The sequence below is a fragment of the Flavobacterium sp. PS2 genome (assembly GCF_046250155.1).
Lineage (GTDB): Bacteria > Bacteroidota > Bacteroidia > Flavobacteriales > Flavobacteriaceae > Flavobacterium.
The window spans coordinates 742,348-763,170 of the sequence record NZ_CP176426.1 but is presented as its reverse complement, the minus strand read 5'-3'; the positions used below and the strand labels follow the sequence as shown (position 1 = coordinate 763,170).

16 protein-coding genes are annotated in these 20,823 nt (G+C 32.7%); 11 read left to right on the top strand and 5 right to left on the bottom strand.

Annotated features, from left to right (window positions below; genetic code table 11):
- Positions 1-28 precede the first annotated feature (28 nt).
- The 4 genes from ACJ6WR_RS03220 to ACJ6WR_RS03205 all read right to left on the bottom strand — a co-directional run bounded on the left by ACJ6WR_RS03220 (position 29) and on the right by ACJ6WR_RS03205 (position 3,989).
- Positions 29-589, bottom strand: coding sequence for a hypothetical protein (locus ACJ6WR_RS03220; protein WP_039112659.1), 561 nt, complete (start codon positions 587-589; stop codon positions 29-31).
- A 99-nt stretch (positions 590-688) separates the two neighbouring features.
- The gene (locus tag ACJ6WR_RS03215) at positions 689-1,639 is read right to left on the bottom strand and encodes a D-2-hydroxyacid dehydrogenase (RefSeq protein WP_039112660.1); all 951 of its coding nucleotides are present in this window, start codon (positions 1,637-1,639) and stop codon (positions 689-691) included.
- 121 nt (positions 1,640-1,760) lie between these two features.
- Positions 1,761-2,831: a 3-phosphoserine/phosphohydroxythreonine transaminase gene (serC, locus tag ACJ6WR_RS03210; protein ID WP_039117156.1), complete on the bottom strand. Its 1,071-nt coding sequence runs from the start codon at positions 2,829-2,831 to the stop codon at positions 1,761-1,763.
- A 96-nt stretch (positions 2,832-2,927) separates the two neighbouring features.
- Positions 2,928-3,989, bottom strand: coding sequence for an acyl-CoA reductase (locus tag ACJ6WR_RS03205; RefSeq protein WP_409417033.1), 1,062 nt, complete (start codon positions 3,987-3,989; stop codon positions 2,928-2,930).
- 161 nt (positions 3,990-4,150) lie between these two features.
- Between ACJ6WR_RS03205 and ACJ6WR_RS03200 the strand changes: the two genes are divergently transcribed.
- Together ACJ6WR_RS03200 and ACJ6WR_RS03195 are read left to right on the top strand one after the other, a co-directional pair.
- Positions 4,151-4,501 carry a 4Fe-4S dicluster domain-containing protein gene (locus tag ACJ6WR_RS03200; protein ID WP_035624858.1) on the top strand — a complete coding sequence of 117 codons (351 nt, stop codon included), beginning with the start codon at positions 4,151-4,153 and terminating at the stop codon, positions 4,499-4,501.
- Between the two features lie 147 nt (positions 4,502-4,648).
- Positions 4,649-5,812: a hypothetical protein gene (locus ACJ6WR_RS03195; RefSeq protein WP_409417032.1), complete on the top strand. Its 1,164-nt coding sequence runs from the start codon at positions 4,649-4,651 to the stop codon at positions 5,810-5,812.
- Between the two features lie 125 nt (positions 5,813-5,937).
- On the opposite strand, the gene ACJ6WR_RS03190 is transcribed toward ACJ6WR_RS03195, so the two are convergent.
- On the bottom strand, positions 5,938-8,571 hold the full coding sequence (locus ACJ6WR_RS03190; protein ID WP_409417031.1) for a TonB-dependent receptor domain-containing protein: 2,634 nt from the start codon (positions 8,569-8,571) through the stop codon (positions 5,938-5,940).
- Between the two features lie 235 nt (positions 8,572-8,806).
- Between ACJ6WR_RS03190 and ychF the strand changes: the two genes are divergently transcribed.
- The 9 genes from ychF to ACJ6WR_RS03145 all read left to right on the top strand — a co-directional run bounded on the left by ychF (position 8,807) and on the right by ACJ6WR_RS03145 (position 20,781).
- The gene (ychF, locus tag ACJ6WR_RS03185) at positions 8,807-9,901 is read left to right on the top strand and encodes a redox-regulated ATPase YchF (RefSeq protein WP_039112665.1); all 1,095 of its coding nucleotides are present in this window, start codon (positions 8,807-8,809) and stop codon (positions 9,899-9,901) included.
- Between the two features lie 216 nt (positions 9,902-10,117).
- Positions 10,118-10,789: a hypothetical protein gene (locus tag ACJ6WR_RS03180; protein ID WP_409417030.1), complete on the top strand. Its 672-nt coding sequence runs from the start codon at positions 10,118-10,120 to the stop codon at positions 10,787-10,789.
- A 371-nt stretch (positions 10,790-11,160) separates the two neighbouring features.
- Complete coding sequence (locus ACJ6WR_RS03175) at positions 11,161-12,072, top strand: YihY/virulence factor BrkB family protein (protein ID WP_086895182.1); 912 nt, start codon at positions 11,161-11,163, stop codon at positions 12,070-12,072.
- A 17-nt stretch (positions 12,073-12,089) separates the two neighbouring features.
- Positions 12,090-12,614 (top strand): NADPH-dependent FMN reductase, encoded by a 525-nt coding sequence (locus ACJ6WR_RS03170; RefSeq protein ID WP_409417029.1) that lies wholly within the window; start codon positions 12,090-12,092, stop codon positions 12,612-12,614.
- Between the two features lie 3 nt (positions 12,615-12,617).
- A complete protein-coding gene (locus ACJ6WR_RS03165; protein WP_409417028.1) occupies positions 12,618-13,595 on the top strand; it encodes a transglutaminase domain-containing protein in 978 nt (325 codons plus the stop codon).
- 98 nt (positions 13,596-13,693) lie between these two features.
- Entirely contained in the window at positions 13,694-14,872 is a 1,179-nt protein-coding gene (gene pncB / locus ACJ6WR_RS03160; RefSeq protein ID WP_409417027.1) for a nicotinate phosphoribosyltransferase, read from the top strand.
- 159 nt (positions 14,873-15,031) lie between these two features.
- The gene (locus tag ACJ6WR_RS03155) at positions 15,032-16,903 is read left to right on the top strand and encodes a DNA topoisomerase IV subunit B (RefSeq protein ID WP_039112671.1); all 1,872 of its coding nucleotides are present in this window, start codon (positions 15,032-15,034) and stop codon (positions 16,901-16,903) included.
- Positions 16,904-16,920: 17 nt separating this feature from the next.
- Positions 16,921-18,024, top strand: coding sequence for a YhcG family protein (locus ACJ6WR_RS03150; protein WP_409417026.1), 1,104 nt, complete (start codon positions 16,921-16,923; stop codon positions 18,022-18,024).
- A gap of 30 nt (positions 18,025-18,054) precedes the next feature.
- On the top strand, positions 18,055-20,781 hold the full coding sequence (locus ACJ6WR_RS03145) for a DNA gyrase/topoisomerase IV subunit A (protein WP_409417025.1): 2,727 nt from the start codon (positions 18,055-18,057) through the stop codon (positions 20,779-20,781).
- The last annotated feature ends 42 nt before the right edge of the window (positions 20,782-20,823 follow it).

Genomic DNA, 20,823 nt, shown 5'->3' with positions numbered 1-20,823 from the left:
TAGTACCTCAGTACCTTCCTAAAAAAAACTATTTCCCGAATAATTTACCTAGTAAACCACCTATGCCACCGCTTTTGTTTCCTAATGCCATAGCATCGCTGACATCTACTTTCCCATCACCATTTTGATCTAAGCCAAATTGAGTTCCGTATTTAGAAATTGCATCCATAATACCCGAAGCTTGCCCTCCGTTACCAGAAATAGCAGTAATAATATCTGAAATTTGAAAGCTACTATCGTTTGAGTCTTTTGCTTTCCCTACAAGAGAACCTAAAATTTGCGGAATCATACCTGCAGCAACACCACTAGATGCTTCACTACTTAATCCAAATTTTTCTCCAAGATTACCAGACAACTGTTGTGTTATTTGTTGTACAACAGGGTTCGAACTGTCAATAGGTGATTTTCCGCTAAATAAACTGGCGAGTTGTTCTGCGCCACCTTCCGAAGCAATTTTTTGCAATCCTGCAAAAATAGAATTACTTGTTTCACTTATTACAGCTTCATTGTGTTCATTAGGAACAGCGGGGTTGTTTACGACTGCACTGCCTCCGTATTGTTGCACTAATTGGGTTAATTGTTCAAACATGATGTTTACATTTAGATTAGACGACAAATTTAATAAAAAGAAAGGGATTTACTACAATGCGCAGTAAATCCCTTTAAAGTTAAACTATTTTTTAATTACTTAACTCAACAAAGTAATAATTTGTGAAGCTAGTTCAGTACCAATTCTGTCTTGTGCCTCTCCAGTTGCGGCTCCAATGTGTGGAGTCAAAGAGATTTTTGAGTGCATTAAAATAGCCATTTCTGGTTTTGGTTCGCTTTCAAAAACGTCTAAACCAGCAAATGATACTTTTCCGCTATCCAATGCTTTTACTAGCGCCACTTCGTCGATAACACCACCACGAGCACAATTTACGATTCCAACACCATCTTTCATGATTTCAAATTCTTTCTCTCCAATGATGTAACCATTTTGAGCAGGAACGTGTAAAGTGATGAAATCAGCTTCTTTAAATAAAGATTCTAATGATTGAGACTCTATTGTTGTTGTGATAGATTGACCGTCAAAGAATTCAACTTTAACGTCTACTTTAGGAATAAAACTATCAGCAGCAATAACTTTCATACCTAAACCAAGAGCCATTTTTGCAGTAGCTTGACCAATACGACCAATACCAACGATACCAAGAGTTTTACCTCTTAATTCAGTACCATTTGCGTACGCTTTTTTCAAACCATCAAAGTTTGTGTCACCTTCTAAAGGCATATTTCTGTTAGAATCGTGTAAAAAACGAACTCCATTAAATAAGTGTCCAAAAACTAATTCAGCCACAGATTCAGATGAAGAAGCTGGAGTATTAATTACATGAATTCCTTTGCTTTTTGCATAGTCAACATCAATGTTATCCATACCAACACCACCACGACCAATAATTTTTAATCCTGGGCAAGCATCGATTATATCTTTACGTACTTTGGTAGCACTACGTACCAAAACTACATCTACGTTGTTTTCGTTTACAAAATTAGCTACTTGTTCCTGAGCCACTTTTGTAGTTATAACTTCAAATCCACCTTTTTCTAAAGCTAGAATTCCACTTTTAGAAATTCCGTCATTTGCTAATACTTTCATTTTTTTGATATTTAAAGATTGAAAAATTTAATAATTAAAATATTCAATCTGAATTTTTAAATAAAGAAATAGAATGATTTAGTGTAGAAATAAATCTTTAAATCATTCAATATTTTAATTTTTAAATCTTTGTTTCTAAAGCTTTCATTACATCTACCAATACCTGAACGCTTTCTATAGGCATTGCATTGTATATAGATGCTCTGTAACCACCAACTGAACGGTGACCTGGTAAACCAGAAATGTTAGCTTCTTTCCACATAGCATCAAATGTTGCAGTATGGTCAGGATTGTTTAATAAGAAAGTAACGTTCATGTTAGAACGATCCTCTACAACTGCAGCTCCTTTAAATAAAGGGTTTCTATCAATTTCTGCATAAAGTAGCGCCGCTTTTGCATCGTTTAATTTCTCAACGGCTGCAACACCACCTTTTTCTTTAATCCATTGTAATGTTAATAATGAAACATAAACAGCAAAAACAGGAGGAGTATTATACATACTTTCTGCTTTAATATGTTTAGCATAATCTAACATACTAGGAATTGTTCTTCCGTTTTTCTCTAAGATTTCTTCTTTAATAACTACCAAAGTAGTTCCTGCAGGACCCATATTTTTTTGAGCTCCAGCATAAATTAAATCAAATTGTGAGTAATCTAAACTGCGAGAAAATATATCCGAACTCATGTCGCAAACTACTGGTACACTCGTTGTCGGGAATTCTTTCATTTGAGTTCCAAAAATGGTATTGTTACTTGTACAATGAAAATAATCTGCATCGGCAGGTATTTCGTAACCTTTTGGAATATGGTTGTAATTTTCTTCTTTAGATGAAGCTACAGTAATAGTTTCTCCAAAAAGTTTTGCTTCTTTTATAGCGGCAGTTGCCCAAGTTCCAGAATCTAAATAAGCTGCTTTACCATTCTCTTTCATTAAGTTATAAGGAGCCATTAAGAATGCTGTACTTGCACCACCTTGTAAAAACAGGGCTTGATATCCTTTTCCTTGAAGTCCTAATAATTCTAAAGCAAGAGAACGAGCTTCTTCCATTACAGCAACGAAATCTTTACTTCGGTGCGAAATTTCTAAAATTGATAATCCTGAGTCATTAAAATTTAAAATAGCTTTTGATGCTTTCTCAAAAACTTCTTGAGGTAAGATACTTGGTCCTGCGCTGTAGTTGTGTTTTTTCATGGTGTAGTTAAATTCCAATATTTTTTAGAAACGCAAATTTCGGTAATAGCGCCCGAAAAATCGTTAAATTATTCGCAATAATTATCAGATTTTAACTTATGTTATTAACAAAAACGATATAGTATCTATATTGTCTGCATAATCCCACAAATCAGGAGTTTGCGTTTTTCCAAATAAAATGCTGTTTTCTATCATGTTATCGCTTACAATGCATTGAATTTGCTCATTCTCAGCTTGTAATCGTTGTTTTAAATCTTCGATATTATTGTAGGTTTCATAAAAAACACTCGAAATAGGAGAGGCGTGGCTTGTATCTTCTTTTAAAGTTAAGAAGCCATTATCTAGTAATTTAAAATTACTCATTAAGAAAACTGCCTTATTGTAATCGTAATTGTTAGCGTATTTTTCATAATGAATAACATCCTGATATTCGAAAATTGCTTCAAAAAAAGCATCAAATTTATATCCTTCAGGAACAAATAGCTTAGAAACATTTCGGCATCCTAAACCAAAATATCTAAATATATCTTCACCCAAAGCAATAAGTTGTTCTTTAGTTTCTTTTCCGTTTAAAACGGCAATAGAGTTTCTGCTTTTTCGAATAATCGAAGGTTTATCTTTAAAATAGTATTCAAAATAACGTGCCGTATTATTACTTCCTGTAGCAATTACAGCATCAAAATTTTCTAGTTTTCCTTCCACGAAAGTGATTTTATTAGCAAAATCAGGATTGATAGCAATAAGATATTTCGCCAAGAAAGGAAGTAAATGTTGATCATTAGAAGATGTTTTTACCAAGACATTATGTCCGGTAATTAAAACAGATAGAAAATCATGAAAACCAACTAGCGGAATGTTTCCAGCTAGTATTAAGGCTACGTTTTTACTTTCTTTAACAGAGTCAAAAGAATAAGCAGAAAGCCATTTATTAAGGTTCTCTTCTGTTAAAGCATTGGCCCATGATTGGATAGAAAAAAAAACTTGTTCAGGAGTGTACCAACCGTTATGTGATTGAGACAAGTGAATCAGTTTTATGAAATCATCAAAAAACAAGTCATTACATAAAACATTATTGTGTTTTTTACAATCATTTTCTGAAAATTGGCTCAAAAATTTGCCCAGTTCTATAAAAGATTGTTTTTTTTCGTTTTGTAACATAAGTAATTTGTATATGAATAGTTTTGATTGTAATTTTGCACAAAAATAAGGATAAATAAGTCGAAAGTCAAAAGTCATTAAGTCAAAACGCTAAAATGCTCTTTTTTGTTTTTTTTTGACTTTGATAACTTTAAAGCTTTTAACTTTAAGACTAAAAAACAATGGCAATAATTATAACCGACGAATGTATCAATTGTGGTGCTTGTGAACCAGAGTGCCCAAATACAGCAATCTATGAAGGTGCTGATGATTGGAGATACAAGGATGGAACAGCTTTAAAAGGAAAAGTAATTTTGCCAGACGGTACAGAAGTTGACGCAGATGATGCTCAGACTCCTATTTCTGACGAAGTTTATTATATCGTTCCGGGTAAATGTACAGAATGTAAAGGTTTTCATGATGAACCACAATGTGCGGCAGTATGTCCTGTAGATTGTTGTGTACCAGATGATAATCATGTAGAAGATGAAGAGACGCTATTAAATAGACAAGCGTTTTTACATAACGAATAAATACTAAAGTCTTTTTAGATTTTAAACATAAAGAAAATCCTGGGTTTACGCTCAGGATTTTTTTGTATATAACCTTTTTTTTGTATTGTATTGGTTTTTAATGTTTTATTTGTAGTTTTATAGCGGTTAATTTTTTTAACAAAGCCTATGAAGAGACTTATACTTTTATTTATTGTGTTTTTTAACGTGAGTATTTTTGCACAAAGCAAAGAATATTCTATAATCGTAAAAGATATAGAAACGCAGTTGCCGATAGAAAATGCAATGGTAGTTATAATGAAAACTAAGCAAGTTTTATTGAGTAATGAAGAAGGTAAGGTTACTTTTATGTTAACAGGAGCTTCAAATGTTCAGACTTCCGAGACAAATTATGAGAGCTTAACAACTCGTTGGATAGCTTTAAAAGAGAATGAATTTGTAGTTTATTTAAAGAACAAGAAGAATAGGTTAACTGAGATTGTTGTGTCTAAAGAATCTCCACAAAAAATACTTCAAAAAATTGTCTCTAATTCGGTAGAAAAACTAACAATGCCATATCGATTAAAAGTATATGTACGAGAGTATTTTATGCTTGATGATAAATATTCGTATTATAATGACGGACTTGTAAATTTTCAGTTCTCAGGAAATCGCAAAAAAGCAACAACAACATTATTGGTAGAGCAAAATCGATCTTACGGCTTGCTAGAAGCAGATGTAAGTGCTGATTTAAAAGGATATAATCTGAATAATATCATGGAGAATTATTCTAATTTGGATTATTTTGAGCCTATTTTAGATTCAAAAGCAAAAAAAGAATATGATTTTATAGTAAAAGGATTTCCGGGTAATAAAGACTATTATGTAATGAGTATTACTCCGCTGGACAAGTCTAAGAAGGAGATGGATAGTTTTGAAGTTATTTATGACCACAAAAAAAAGATAATTATTGAGTTTACGTGTGCTTTGATTCCTGCAAAGCCAGTTGAAACGGAAGAAAAACCAGATGTAGGTTCTAAAAACATTACGAGATCATTCATAAAAGTTAAATACAGAATAGATGGGTCGGATTATTATTTATTGAGTTCTAACGAAGAAATAGCTTATAATCTTATTTTAAAAGACAAAGTCAAGAATATTCAAGTTCGGAATAGTTTTATAACGACCAATTTCAATAAACAAAAATTCACTTATAACGAAAGCGATGTTTTTAAAGAGAAAACACTCTTTAATAAAAAGAATAAAATCCTAACCAATTACTGGGATGTTTCGGGATTTACCGCCACCGATAAAGAAAAAGAAATAATAAGTTCTTTAGATTATAAGTTGTGAATTGTGAGATGTGAAATGTAATCTTTATATAAAAAAATCCTGAGTTTGACGCTCAGGATTTTTTTTTGTTTTGTCAGGCTGAGTCCATTCGACTTCGCTCAGGATGACAAAAGAAAGGCATTGTATTAAAACGTAAATCCAAGTCTTGCATAGTAATACGCTCCGCTGAAACCCATTTGTACAGCGTCCCAATATCCACCAGCCTCAGTATTTCCTTGTTCATCTTGTTTTGTTGGGTAAACATTAAATAAATTGTTACTACCAACACTTAATTTTAATGATTTTGTAAGCTGGTATCCTACAGTTAAATCTGTTACAATTCTTGGGTAATACGTATCATCTTCATCACCATAATCTACTAAAACTACTTTGCTGAAATGAGTAAAAGCTAAACCAGCATCAAATTTATGACGAGCATAATTTAAGTTCAAACCAAATTTGTTTTTTGGAGCCGAAGCTAATAAAAATGCTCTATCGCGTCTTCCGAAAAAAGTTTCTTCAGGTAAGCTGCCATTTTTTATATTGTCAATTTTCATGTTATTGATGTTTCCTACCAATGTTGCACTAAATAGCGATTCTCCAAATTTTTTCTTCCATGCAAGAACCAAATCCAATCCAGTTGTTTTAGTATCAACACCATTAACGAAAAATTGAGCTTCAGAGACACCAATGTTTAATGCGGTTGCATCAAAATAACCCGTAAGTACGATACGATTTTTTACTTTTATAAAATAACCATCGACAGTTGCTGTAAAATCACCAAAAGTTGCAGTGAAACCCAAAGAAGCGTTCAACGCTTTTTCTTCATCTAGTTTTTGGATGCCAAAAGCGCGGGTAATTGGGCTGTTATTTGGTGCAAGTAATACTTCTGTTGCTCCACCAGCATTAAAGTTTGTAAAATGTAGATTATAATATATTTGTGCCAATGATGGGGCGCGGAATCCAGTACTCACAGATCCTCTAAAATTTATGTTTTTGCTCGCTTTTAATCGCATAGCAAGTTTACCATTTAAAGTGCTTCCAAAATCGCTATAATTTTCAAAACGAACAGCACCACTAATTAAGAAAGCATCCGTAATATCTAGTTCGGCATCAGTGTATAAAGATAGATTAGTACGACCTTTATCAACTGTATTGAGAGGGCTGTATCCAGGGAAACCTTGAGAGCCTCCAGGTCTTGGATTGCCAGAAATAGGATCTATTGGAGCACTTTGATTTGCGGGATCTCTTATCGGAATTCCGTTTGTGTCATAAGTAGCGTAAGAGCCTTCATCGCCAGCAAAAATGGTGAAATTTTCAGTACGATATTCAGCTCCAAAAGCTAAGTTTAATCCATCAAGTACAGAGTCGTAATTTTTGGAGAAATCAAAATTAGTTGTGTTTTGTGTTAGCGTATGGCCTCCAGCATCAAACTCAGTTGGAGAAGCAGCTTCAAGAGAAGCATTTATGGTTCCTTTTATATAATAGTGAAAAAGGTTTTTTCCGTACGTATTACTAATATCTATTTTCCATCCACCAGTAGTTACAGTTCTAAATCCTGCGGATAATGAGTTGTCAATAATATTCGATGTAATTCTTGGTGTGTATCCGCCAGGATATATAGATTCTACGACTCTCTCGCCATCATTACGAGTAAATGCATAAGCATCAGTATCTCTGTAATTTCTTCCTCCAAAGGCGTAGAACTCCGTTTTATCCGAAATTGGGATAGCAATATTTGCAAAAAGATTAAAACTCTGAATTGCAGCATCTCCAAAGCCTTTTCTAAAATCGTAAGCAGGGCGAAGTGTTTTGTTTTTGTTGATATATTCAGTAGTAAAATTAGCAAATCCACCTTTTTCTCCAATGGCAACACCATAATTGGCAGCAACTTTTACGGAACCTCCGTCAAAATCTTGATTTTTTCCATACGAGTTTCCATTTCCGTTTTTATCCAAACGATATCCCTTAGTGTTAGGAGTTCCAGGGAGAAAATCACCTTTAGCTTTAGTATTAAAAACTCCATAAGTAACCGAACCATTAAGTTCGTTTATATTATCGTTTAGTACGATATTAATAACTCCCGCAATAGCATCAGAGCCATATTGAGCCGCTGCACCATCTCTTAAAATCTCAATTCTTTTTATAGATGAAGCAGGAATAGCATTTAAATCCGTTCCAGTATTTCCGCGTCCACGAGTTCCAAATAAATTTACGAGCGAAGATTGGTGTCTTCTTTTACCATTTATTAAAACCAAAGTCTGATCAGGACCTAAACCACGTAAAGAAGCAGGGTCAACGTGATCTGCTCCGTCAGATCCAGATTGTTTGTTAGCATTAAAAGATGGGGCTATGTATTGCAGTAATTGGTTAATTTCCAGTTTTCCGCTTTGCGTAGTAACATCTTTTATATTAATAATGTCAATAGGTACAGCAGAGTTTACAACTGTTCTTTTTGTATTTCTGGAACCAACAATTACAACATCTTTTAAGGTTTGTCCGCCGTTTTCGTTCATAGTAATATCGATAATACCACTTGTAGCATTTTTTTCGGTATTGGAGTACCCAACATAACTAAAAACTAAGACCGCACCTTCTTTAACCTTAATAATGTAACCACCTTGTATGTCGGTAGATACTCCGTTATTAGTTCCTTTTTCCATAATGTTTACCCCCGGAAGCGCTACGCCATTATGGTCTTTTACGACGCCACTAATTTCTTTTTGAGCAAAAAGAAATGTAATATTTAGTATAAATACTAATACTGTAAATTTTTTCATAATTAATTGAATTTGGTTTTGTTGTTTGGTTAGATGTTTAGCTAAAAGTAATTCTTTTTAACAAAATATTAATATAATGTTTAATTTTTTTTAAGGGTTTGTTTAAAAGTGTATTAATACGCAGTTTTTGTTCGGCAACGAAGTATTAAATCTTATATTTGCAAACTTTTAAAAGCGAGAACATAAATTTCAGCAGAATTGAAGCGCTGCAAATAAAAATAAATAGAAACTACATATGAAAGCAGGAATTGTAGGATTGCCAAATGTTGGAAAATCAACATTATTTAATTGTTTATCAAATGCAAAGGCACAAAGTGCAAACTTTCCGTTTTGTACAATCGAGCCAAATATTGGTGTTGTAAACGTACCAGATCCAAGAATTGAAAAATTAGAAGAATTGGTAAAACCAGAACGCGTGCAAATGGCAACTGTAGATATCGTAGATATTGCAGGTTTGGTAAAAGGAGCAAGTAAAGGTGAAGGACTAGGAAATCAATTTTTAGGAAACATCAGAGAGTGTAATGCGATTATTCACGTTTTACGTTGTTTTGATAATGATAATATTGTTCACGTAGATGGGAATGTAAACCCAATTCGTGACAAAGAAACAATTGACATTGAGTTGCAATTGAAAGATTTAGAAACTGTTGAAAAACGTTTGGAGAAAGTAAATCGTGCAGCTAAAACTGGAAATAAAGAAGCTCAGACAGAAAAAGCACTTTTAGACAGAATTAGAGAGTCATTATTACAAGCTAAATCAGCTCGTACTATTACGCCTCAAGGTAATGATGAAGAGGTTTTAATGGAATCTTTCCAGTTAATTACTGCAAAACCAGTATTGTACGTTTGTAATGTTGACGAAAGTTCTGCTGTAAACGGAAACAAATACGTAGATCAGGTTCGTGAGTTGGTAAAAGATGAAGATGCAGAAGTTATTATCCTTTCAGTAGGAGCAGAAGCAGATATTACTGAATTAGAAAGCTACGAAGAACGTCAGGTTTTTCTAGAAGATATGGGCTTGAAAGAGCCAGGAGCATCAGTTTTAATTCGTGCTGCTTATAAATTATTAAAACAACAAACTTATTTTACAGCAGGAGTAAAAGAAGTTCGTGCCTGGACAATCAATATTGGAGCTACTGCGCCACAAGCTGCAGGAGTTATCCATACCGATTTCGAAAAAGGATTTATCCGTGCTGAAGTAATTTCATACGAAGATTTCGTTCATTACGGTTCAGAGGCAAAAGCTAAAGAAGCAGGGAAATTCAAAGTAGAAGGAAAAGAATATATCGTAAAAGATGGAGATGTAATGCACTTCCGTTTTAACGTATAATTTTTCTTTAGAAAAAAGAATCAAGATTAAAGAGAATAGACAAAGCTGCTGAAGAAATTCAGCAGCTTTTTTTTGTTTAAATTTTTATTTTTAAAGGTAATAAAGAGGTTAATCTGCTTTTATCTGTAAAATCTGCGTGAAAATGTTTTTTGTGCTCATTTTGGTTTTTTTTAACATTTGGCTTGAATTTTGGTTAATCTAATTAAAAAACAACTTATGAAAAAAATCGCTCTAATTTTAGGAATATTAATTGCTCTATCATCTTGTAGAAAAGCCAATCGTGCTCCTTATGAAGGTTTTGATTTATATTTTGAAAATCCTCAGCCTGTTAATGATTCTGAGTTAGACCGATTTCCTGATAAATTTAAAGGGCTGTTTATGGATAGTGATTCTACATTTTTAAGAATTGATGAAAATGCAATTAGGTTTGAGAATTATAATAAATTTATAATCCATAAAAATAAATTAGATTCTTTAAAAGGAGAATATGATATTGTAGATGGGAAATTAATAAAAAAAGAGAAGAATCAGAAGTATGATATGAATTCAAAGGGTGATTCAATAGAATTAATCGAAAAACATGTAGATACATTATTTAGATTTTCATACTATAATAAAGCAAAACGAATTGATGGTAAATTGGTTTTAAGCATACGTGATTCTATTTTCTGGAGAGCAAAAATTTTCTCAATAGATAATAATGTTATAAAGATTAATGATATCCATTCAATGGAGGATTTGAGGAGATTAGATTCTATTACAGCGATTAAATCGCAAAAGCTAGATTCAACTTCTTTTGTTGTTAAACCAACCCGTAGAGAATTCAAAAGCTTATTAAAATTAAAGAATTTCGGATATGAACAACAATTCAAAAAAGTTTCAGAATAGCTTGGTTTTAAATGTATAAAAAGGAAAACTGTTGAAGATATTCAGCAGTTTTTTTGTTTTTACCATTAAGGGATTAAGAGAAGTTAAGTCTTAATAAAACTCAATGTCTTAATGGTTTAAATTTTTATTTTCAGAACCCATTTCCAGCTTTCCGTTTCAAGATTTTTCGGTAAAACCTTTTTTTGTAATACTATAAAAAGAGCTTCCGCTGGTCGCTTTTTTACAGTAACAAAAAAGTGGTTTTCCTCTCAAAATGCTTTCCACTACAATCTGGGGTAGTCATGGATAAAGTATAACATTTACAGGAAATATGAGAATAATTTTATTTTTTTAATTGCTTATATTTGAGAGAAATAATTAATTAAAGTATTGTGAAAAGTCAAAATATAATATCCAAATCATGGTATTTGTTAAAAACTACAGTGTTGGAGTTTAACGATGATAATGCAATAAAGTTAAGTGCTGCATTGGCTTATTATACCATTTTTGCATTACCACCTTTGTTAATTATAATTATTACCATTTGTGGTGTTTTCTTTGGAGAAGATGCTGTTGCAGGTGAGCTTTATGGTCAAATAAACGGATTAGTGGGAGATAGTGCAGCGATACAAATTCAGGAAACAATAAAAAATGTACAGCTATCAGGAAGCAATGTTTTTGCAACTGTTTTTGGAGTCGGGATGTTATTAATTGGAGCTTCAGGAGTTTTTGCCGAAATACAGAGTTCTATTAATTTTATTTGGGGATTACGCGCCAAACCAAACAAAGGACTTAAGAAGTTTATACAAAACCGATTAATGTCATTTTCTATGATTGTTTCAGTAGGATTCTTAATGCTTGTGAGTCTTTTTGTAAGTACAATTTTGGATTTAATGAGTGCACGTTTAAAGTTGTATTTTCCAGAGAGTACCGTTTATTTATTTAATATAATAAATCTGATTATTATATTGATTAGCATCACGTTGCTTTTTGCAATTATATTTAAAGCATTGCCAGATGGAATAATAAAATGGAAAGATGCTTTTATTGGAGCAACTTGTACCGCAGTACTTTTTATGATAGGGAAATTTGCCATAGGATTTTATTTAGGAAGTTCTACAACAGCATCGGTTTATGGTGCGGCAGGTTCCGTAATAATAATTCTGGTTTGGGTCTATTATTCGGCAATTATTCTGTATTTTGGAGCTGAATTTACGAAGGTATATGCTAAGACATATGGAGGTAAGATTTACCCGAATGAATATTCGGTAGAAATAAAAAAAGAAATCTTAGAAATAGAGTAAACACTAAAAATAAAATCATGAAAATCATAGCATTTGGAGGAAGTAATAGTCGGCATTCCATCAATAAAAAACTGGCAACATATGCTGCAAGTCAATTTAATAATGCCAGTGTAGAAGTGCTGGATTTAAATGATTTTGCAATGCCTTTATTTAGTGTTGATGTCGAAAAAGAGATAGGGCAGCACCCAACAGCAAAAGCTTTTCTTGGAAAATTAGCAGAAGCAGATATTTTGGTGGTTTCTATGGCAGAAAATAACGGGAATTATTCAGTAGCTTTCAAGAATGTTTTCGATTGGTGTTCGCGTATAGAGAAAGATGTTTTTCAGCACAAACCAATGCTGTTATTAGCTACATCACCAGGAGGGAGAGGGGGAGCTTCAGTTTTAGAAATTGCCACAAAATTGTTCCCACGTTATGGTACCGAGATTAAAGCAAGTTTTTCATTGCCGAGTTTTAATGCTAATTTTGATTTAGAAGAAAATAAAATATCAAATACAGAGTTAGATAAAGAATTAAAAGACATTATTAAGTCTAGTTTTTAATCGATGACAATAAAAAAGATTGCTTTTATATTTCTTTTTCTGAATTATATTTTTCTCTATTCGGCATATTCACAAAAGTACAATGCGATTGATGATATTGTGCGGAAATACCCAAAACATTTTAGTTCAACAGAAGATTTAGCGACAAGAATTCAAAAAGATTTTACTTCAGAATATGATAAGGCAAGAGCTATTTATAGCTGGATTGCTTTAAATATAAAATATGATTACAAAGCGTATTTAAATCCGCAGAAGCCCGTACAATTTAGCTATAGAACTGAAGCCGAAAAGCAAAAACAAATAGAGTTAATAAAGGAAAAAACGTGGCAAAAGGCATTTGATTCTCAAAAAGCAGTTTGCGAAGGTTTTACGCTTTTGTATCAACGTTTAGCTTCTTTGGTAGATTTGAAATCTCAAGTAATTCGAGGTGATTCCAAGCAATCATTGACAGATATTGGTCGGAAAAATTTGTTGACTAATCATTCATGGAATATTGTTTGGGTTGACGGAAAATGGATTTTGGTCGACGTTACTTGGGGGCAAGGATATTATGATAGTAATAGAAAAGTAATGGTAAATTATTTTAACTCAGTTTACTTTAATACGGATCCAAAATACTTTTTTGCGAAGCATTTTCCTGATTCAGGAATGTATTTGGATCGTAAATTAAATCAGGAAGATTTTTTAAATGGCCCTTTAATTTCTGATAAAGCTATTGAAGAAGATCTCGAAATTTTAAGACCTGAATCAGGAATAATTAAAGCCAATGATGGTGATAAAATATCTTTCAAAATAAAAAATATTTCAAAATCGGATACATTTTTTTATTTAAAAAGAGGACAGCCAGTTAAAGTAGAAAATCCAAAAGAAGTAAGAAGAACTTTGGAATTCCAGATTACTTATGACAAAAAAATAGGCTCATTTATTACTTTTTTTCTCTATCAAAATAGTGTTGCTTCTTTTAAAATAATTCCAAAGTAGAGATAATTAAAGATGTTTGTTTAAACAATTTTCTTTTTTTGTTGAATTGCCGTATATTAGCAATCAAGGTTTTTTAAAATTAATAAAGCAATTTGGGTATGGGGACAATCTTCCTAAAATCAATATTAGATAACGATTTCTATAAATTTACAATGCAGCATGCTGTAATAAAGCTGTTTCCTAAAGCTAAAGTACGGTATAAATTTATAAATAGAGGTGAGCATGCTTTTCCTCCGGGTTTTGCTGTTTTATTGCGTCATTCTGTTGAAGCAATGACAAAACTACAATTGACTCAAGAAGAGAAATTATATTTAAAGAAACATTGTCCGTATCTAGACCCAACTTATTTGGATTTCTTACAAGGATATACTTTTGACGCTTCTGAGGTCGAGATAGAACAAGTTGGTTCCGAATTAGATATTACAATCGAAGGATTCTGGTACCGTACCATTTTATGGGAAGTCCCATTGATGGCTTTAATTTCGGAACTTTTTTACGCATCTCAGGATTTAGTGAGAATAGATGATAAAGCAGTTCAGGATATTACCAAAGCCAAAATTGAAAGTTATAATGCATTAGGAGCTTCAGTTTTAGAATTTGGAACAAGACGACGTCATTCGTATAAAGTACATACTTTGGTTAATGAAACATTAGCTCTTTTTGGTCAGGAAAGTTTTCTAGGTACAAGTAATGTGCATTTAGCAATGCTTAACGGTAAACGACCTTTAGGAACTCATGCGCACGAATGGTTTATGTTTCATGCGGCACAATATGGGTTTAAAGTTGCCAATATAGTTGCACTGGAGAACTGGACACAAGTTTATGGGGGTGATTTAGGAATTGCCTTGACAGATACTTATACTACAGATGTGTTTTTTGAGCAATTTGATAAAAAGTATTCCAAGCTTTTTGATGGAGTTCGACATGATAGTGGAGATCCAATTGAATTTGCTAAAAAAATTATTGCACATTACACAAAACTCGGAATCGATCCTAAGTCAAAAATCATAGTTTTTTCTGATTCATTAAACTTAGAAAAGGTAAAAGTGATATCAGATTTCTGTAAAGGCAAGATAAAAATGTCATTCGGAATTGGTACAAATTTTACCAATGATGTAGGCTTGCCAGCAATGAATATGGTTATAAAATTAACCGAAACGAAGCCAGATTTTACACATTGGGAAGGAGTTGTAAAACTTTCGGACGAAAAAAATAAAAATACGGGAACTCCCGAAATGATTGCTTTGGCAAAACAAGTTTTAGGTATTAAATCCTAAAATATTGTTTAAAAAGCAGTTTTTTTATAAAAATAATGAGTTTCTGTTTTTAATTTAAATAAATGCGTTTAAAAGATACTTTTATTGATAACTTTCAAAAGATTGACTTTCATTTTTTAAGGAGATATAGTACATTAGCAAAAAATCCAAAATTCATTTATGCTAGAGCAAAATCAATATAACGAAGATAATATTCGATCACTCGACTGGAAAGAACATATTCGTATGCGTCCCGGAATGTATATCGGGAAATTGGGAGATGGATCTTCACCAGATGATGGTATTTATATTCTTTTAAAAGAGGTTTTAGATAATTGTATCGATGAGTTTGTCATGGGTGCAGGAAAAACTATTGAAGTGACTATCAGAGATAAAACCGTTTCGGTTCGTGATTACGGCCGCGGAATTCCTCTAGGGAAAGTTGTTGATGTAGTTTCAAAAATGAATACAGGAGGGAAATATGACTCCAAAGCTTTCCAGAAATCAGTAGGTTTAAATGGAGTAGGAACCAAGGCAGTAAATGCACTTTCTAACTATTTTCGCGTAGAATCTGTTCGTGATGACAAACAAAAAGCAGCCGAATTTTCAGCAGGAAATTTGGTTCTTGAAGAAGATGTAATTGATACTACAAAACGAAAAGGTACAAAAGTAACTTTTGTTCCAGACGAAGCTATTTTTAAAAATTATAAATTCCGATTAGAATATGTAATAAAAATGGTTAAAAACTATTGTTACTTAAACAATGGTTTGACGATTATATTCAATGGGGAAAAATACATTTCTGAGAATGGTCTTAGAGATTTATTAGAAGAAACAATTAGTGCTGAAGATTTAGAATATCCAATTATCCATTTAAAAGATACGGATATCGAGATCGCTTTAACGCACAGTAAAACACAATATAGCGAGGAATATCACTCTTTTGTAAACGGACAAAATACAACGCAAGGAGGAACGCACTTAGCTGCTTATAGAGAAGCAATTGTGAAAACTATCCGTGAGTTTTACAATAAGAATTTCGAAGCATCAGATGTACGTAAATCGATTGTGAGTGCGATTAGCATCAAGGTGATGGAACCAGTATTTGAATCTCAGACCAAAACCAAATTAGGTTCTATGGATATGGGATCTGATGATGGAACGCCGCCAGTATCAGTTCGTACTTTTGTAAATGATTTTGTAAAAAATAAATTAGATAATTATTTACATAAAAACCCTCCAACAGCCGAAGCTTTACTTCGTAAAATTTTGCAGGCAGAAAGAGAGCGTAAAGAACTATCTGGTATCAGGAAACTTGCGACAGATCGTGCCAAAAAAGCCAATCTGCATAATAAAAAATTAAGAGATTGTCGTGCGCATCTTCCAGATACAAAAAATCCTAGAAACTTAGAAAGTACCCTTTTTATTACCGAGGGAGATTCGGCTTCGGGATCAATTACAAAATCGCGCGATGTAAATACACAAGCAGTTTTTAGTTTGCGTGGTAAGCCTTTGAATTCCTACGGAATGACAAAGAAAATTGTGTATGAAAATGAAGAGTTCAATTTACTACAAGCAGCTTTAGATATTGAAGACGGATTAGAAAAATTACGATATAATAATATTGTAATCGCAACCGATGCCGATGTCGATGGAATGCACATTCGCTTGTTGTTGATTACTTTTTTCCTGCAATTTTTCCCGGAATTAATAAAAGAAGGGCATTTATATATCTTGCAAACACCACTTTTTAGGGTTCGAAACAAGAAAGAAACAATTTATTGTTATTCTGAAGAAGAGCGAAAAGCAGCTATCGAAAAATTAAAACCAAAACCAGAAATCACGCGATTTAAAGGTTTGGGAGAGATTTCGCCAGATGAGTTCAAGAACTTCATTGGAGAGACGATTCGACTAGATCCTATTATGATGGATAAAAACACATCGATAGAACAATTGTTATCTTTCTATATGGGTAAAAATACACCAGACAGACAAGAGTTTATTATCAAGAATTTGAAAGTAGAACTAGATGCTATAGAGGAGGAAGTTTAGTTTTTAAATAAAATATATTGTCAACCGATCTTCAAAATAAAGTCATATTTCAACAAGTAGTTGAGTTATTGCAAAATGCTCGACAACAAGTTTTACGTACTGTAAATTCAACGATGACAATTACCTATTTTGAGATAGGAAGAATGATTGTTGAAGAAGAGCAAAACGGAAAAGACAGAGCTGAATATGGAAAACAATTATTAAAAGGATTATCTCAACAATTAACAAAGGCGTTTGGAAAAGGTTTTTCTGTTGATAACCTACAGAATATAAGAAAATTTTATTTAGTGTATTCAATTTCCGAGACAGTGTCTAGTATTTTGGAAATTAAGAATTCCGAGACAGTGTCGCGGAATTCTAATGATTCAATTTCGTCATCGCTGTCGACGAATTTCAGAAATGAAAAAATGCAGATATTATCTTCGTTTTTTAAATTGACTTGGTCTCATTATGTTTTTTTAATGCGAATTGATGATGAAAAAGAAAGACTTTTTTACGAAATAGAATCAGAGAAACACAATTGGAGTGTTCGAGAATTAAAGCGACAGTATGATTCGGCACTTTATAGCAGATTATCATTAAGTTGTGATAAAGAAGGAGTTTTAAAATTATCAGAAAAAGGTCAGATTATTGAGAAACCTAAAGATATTATTAAAGACCCTTACATACTTGAATTTTTAGGATTGCCAGAATTACATCAATATTCAGAATTGCAATTAGAAGAAGAAATTATTAATAAGCTAGAACATTTTTTACTAGAGTTAGGTCATGGTTTTACTTTCGTCGCAAGACAAAAAAGAATTACATTTGATGATAAACACTTCCGAATTGATTTAGTTTTTTATAATAGAATTTTAAAATGTTTTGTACTTATTGATTTGAAAATAGGAGAATTAAAACATCAGGATTTAGGTCAGATGCAAATGTATGTTAACTATTATGATAGAGAAATGCGTTTGGAAGATGAGAATAAAACGATTGGAATTATACTTTGCCAAAATAAAAGTGAGGCAGTAGTAAGATATACTTTACCAGAAAACAACGAGCAAATTTTTGCTAGTAAATATAAAACAGTGTTACCGAGTGTTGAGGTTTTAAAAGAACTCATCGAAAACAAATAATATTAAAATTATAATTTCGAATATAATTAAATGAAAGACGAAGAAGACGATAACATAATTCCAGATAACGAAGAAAATAATTCGGAGGATACTAATTCTTTTGATGAGAATCAAGAAGAAGATGAATCTGAAGAGATTATCGAAGTAGATGCCAAATCTTTTGAAGGAGGACATTTTTACGATAATAACGATGGCGAAGGTGGTGATACCATCACCAAAGTTACCGGAATGTATAAAGACTGGTTCTTGGATTATGCTTCGTACGTAATTCTGGAACGTGCTGTTCCTGCTATCGAAGACGGATTTAAACCCGTACAACGTCGTATTATGCACTCTCTTAAAGAGTTGGATGATGGTCGTTATAATAAAGTTGCCAATGTTGTAGGTCACACCATGCAGTATCACCCTCACGGAGATGCGAGTATTGGTGATGCAATGGTACAAATAGGTCAAAAAGATTTATTGATAGATTGTCAGGGAAACTGGGGAAATATCTTAACAGGAGATGGAGCTGCAGCTTCGCGTTATATTGAGGCACGTTTATCTAAATTTGCTTTGGAGGTTTTATACTCTCCAAAAATTACCGATTGGGGTGTTTCATACGATGGTCGTCGTGCAGAACCGAATAATCTACCAGTAAAATTTCCTTTGCTTTTGGCACAAGGAGCCGAAGGTATTGCGGTTGGACTTTCTACAAAAGTATTACCACATAACTTTAATGAATTAATCGATGCTTCGATAAAAATTCTTAAAGGAAAACCGTTTACATTATATCCTGATTTTATGACTCAGGGTATTGCAGATATTTCTAATTATAATGATGGACTTCGTGGCGGACGTGTTCGTGTACGTGCCAAAATTGCACAATTAGACAAGAATACACTTGTAATTACGCAAATTCCGTTTTCGACCAATACGACTACTTTAATTGATAGTATTTTGAAAGCCAATGAAAAAGGCAAAATCAAAATCAAGAAAATTGAAGATAATACTGCGGCAGATGTAGAGATTTTGATACACCTTTTCCCAGGAGTTTCACCAGACAAAACAATTGATGCTTTGTTTGCATTTACAGCCTGCGAAACTTCTGTAGCGCCTTTAGGTTGCGTTATTGAGGATAATAAACCATTGTTTATTGGTGTTTCTGCGATGTTGAAGATTTCTACGAACAGAACTGTCGATTTGCTTCGACAAGAGCTAGAAATTCAATTAGAGGAATTAAAAAATAAATGGCATTTCTCTACTTTAGAGAAAATCTTCATTCGTGAGGAAATGTACATTGATTTCAAATTATATTCTGATAGAGAATCGTTGTATAAATATTTATATGACCGATTTGAGCCTTTCAAGAAATCATTCGTAAGAGAAATTCACGATGATGATTTACAGCGTTTGACTCAAATTCCGATGATACGTATTACCCGTTTTGATTCTGATAAAGCCGATGATTTTATCGCTAAGTTAGAAGATGAAATGAAGGAAGTAGAATACAATCTGGAAAACTTAACAGATTTTGCGATTGCTTATTTTACCAGATTAAAAGAGAAATATGGTAAAGGACGTGAACGTCAGACAGAACTTCGTGTTTTTGATAATGTTGAGGCTACAAAAGTAGTTTTACGTAACACAAAGCTTTATGTAAACCGCGAAGAAGGTTTTGTTGGAACTAGCTTGAAAAAAGATGAGTATTTAACTGATTGTTCGGATATTGATGATGTGATTGTATTTTTACGAGATGGTAAAATGATAATTACAAAAGTTGATTCTAAGACATTTGTGGGTAAAGATATCATACATGTTGCTATTTTTGATAAAAGCGATAAACGTACAATTTACAATATGATGTATCGTGACGGAAAATCAGGACCTTCATATATAAAACGTTTTAATGTTTCGGGAGTTACACGTGATAAAGCGTATGATTTAACCAATGAAACTACAGGTTCGCAAGTAGTTTATTTTTCGCATAACCCTAACGGAGAAGCCGAAGTAATAACTATTTTACTGCGTCAGGTTGGAACGATTAAAAAATTGAAATTTGATATTGATTTTGCCAAATTAGCTATTAAAGGAAGAGCTTCAAAAGGAAATTTGGTAACCAAATATCCAATTAAGAAAATCGAACTTAAAGAGAAAGGAATCTCTACTTTATTGCCAAGAAAAGTTTGGTTTGATGATACTGTAAAGCGTCTTAATGTAGATGCACGTGGAGAATTGTTAGGAGAATTTAAGCCAAGTGATAAAATATTAATCATTAGCCAGACAGGAAAGCTGAAGGTGATTATTCCAGAATTATCAACTCATTTTGATGAAGACATGATTGTTTTGGAAAAATGGAATCCTAAAAAGCCAATTTCAGCTATTTATTTTGATGGGGAAAAAGAACGTTACTATATTAAACGTTTCTTGATTGAGACTGAAAATAAAGAAGAATGTTTTATTACTGAACATCCTAATTCTCAGCTAGAGATTGTTGCGACTGATTATCGCCCTGTAGTCGAATTAGTTTTCACTAAAGTAAAAGGAGTTCAAAAAGATAATTTGTATGTAGATATCGAAGATTTTATTGCTGTAAAAGGCTTTAAAGCATTAGGGAATCAATTAACAAGTGATAAGATAAAACAAGTTAATCTGTTAGATCCATTACCATATGAAGAACCAAAAGAAGAAGTTCCTGAAAAACCGGAACTATCTGATGATGATTCAGTTGAAACGGAACTAGACGACGATGGACAAATCGGATTGGTTTTAGATTAAAAGATTAGTTTTAGAAATATAAACACAAAAAAAACGCTAAGT

Bases quoted from the DNA above. Each gene is read 5' to 3' on its own strand.
- ACJ6WR_RS03145 (WP_409417025.1), top strand. From the start codon at position 18,055: ATGAAAGACGAAGAAGACGATAACATAATTCCAGATAACGAAGAAAAT.
- ACJ6WR_RS03165 (WP_409417028.1), top strand. From the start codon at position 12,618: ATGACAATAAAAAAGATTGCTTTTATATTTCTTTTTCTGAATTATATT.
- ychF (WP_039112665.1), top strand. From the start codon at position 8,807: ATGAAAGCAGGAATTGTAGGATTGCCAAATGTTGGAAAATCAACATTA.
- ACJ6WR_RS03205 (WP_409417033.1), bottom strand. From the start codon at position 3,989: ATGTTACAAAACGAAAAAAAACAATCTTTTATAGAACTGGGCAAATTT.
- ACJ6WR_RS03190 (WP_409417031.1), bottom strand. From the start codon at position 8,571: ATGAAAAAATTTACAGTATTAGTATTTATACTAAATATTACATTTCTT.
- ACJ6WR_RS03180 (WP_409417030.1), top strand. From the start codon at position 10,118: ATGAAAAAAATCGCTCTAATTTTAGGAATATTAATTGCTCTATCATCT.
- ACJ6WR_RS03200 (WP_035624858.1), top strand. From the start codon at position 4,151: ATGGCAATAATTATAACCGACGAATGTATCAATTGTGGTGCTTGTGAA.
- ACJ6WR_RS03220 (WP_039112659.1), bottom strand. From the start codon at position 589: ATGTTTGAACAATTAACCCAATTAGTGCAACAATACGGAGGCAGTGCA.
- ACJ6WR_RS03195 (WP_409417032.1), top strand. From the start codon at position 4,649: ATGAAGAGACTTATACTTTTATTTATTGTGTTTTTTAACGTGAGTATT.
- serC (WP_039117156.1), bottom strand. From the start codon at position 2,831: ATGAAAAAACACAACTACAGCGCAGGACCAAGTATCTTACCTCAAGAA.
- pncB (WP_409417027.1), top strand. From the start codon at position 13,694: ATGGGGACAATCTTCCTAAAATCAATATTAGATAACGATTTCTATAAA.
- ACJ6WR_RS03215 (WP_039112660.1), bottom strand. From the start codon at position 1,639: ATGAAAGTATTAGCAAATGACGGAATTTCTAAAAGTGGAATTCTAGCT.
- ACJ6WR_RS03170 (WP_409417029.1), top strand. From the start codon at position 12,090: ATGAAAATCATAGCATTTGGAGGAAGTAATAGTCGGCATTCCATCAAT.
- ACJ6WR_RS03155 (WP_039112671.1), top strand. From the start codon at position 15,032: ATGCTAGAGCAAAATCAATATAACGAAGATAATATTCGATCACTCGAC.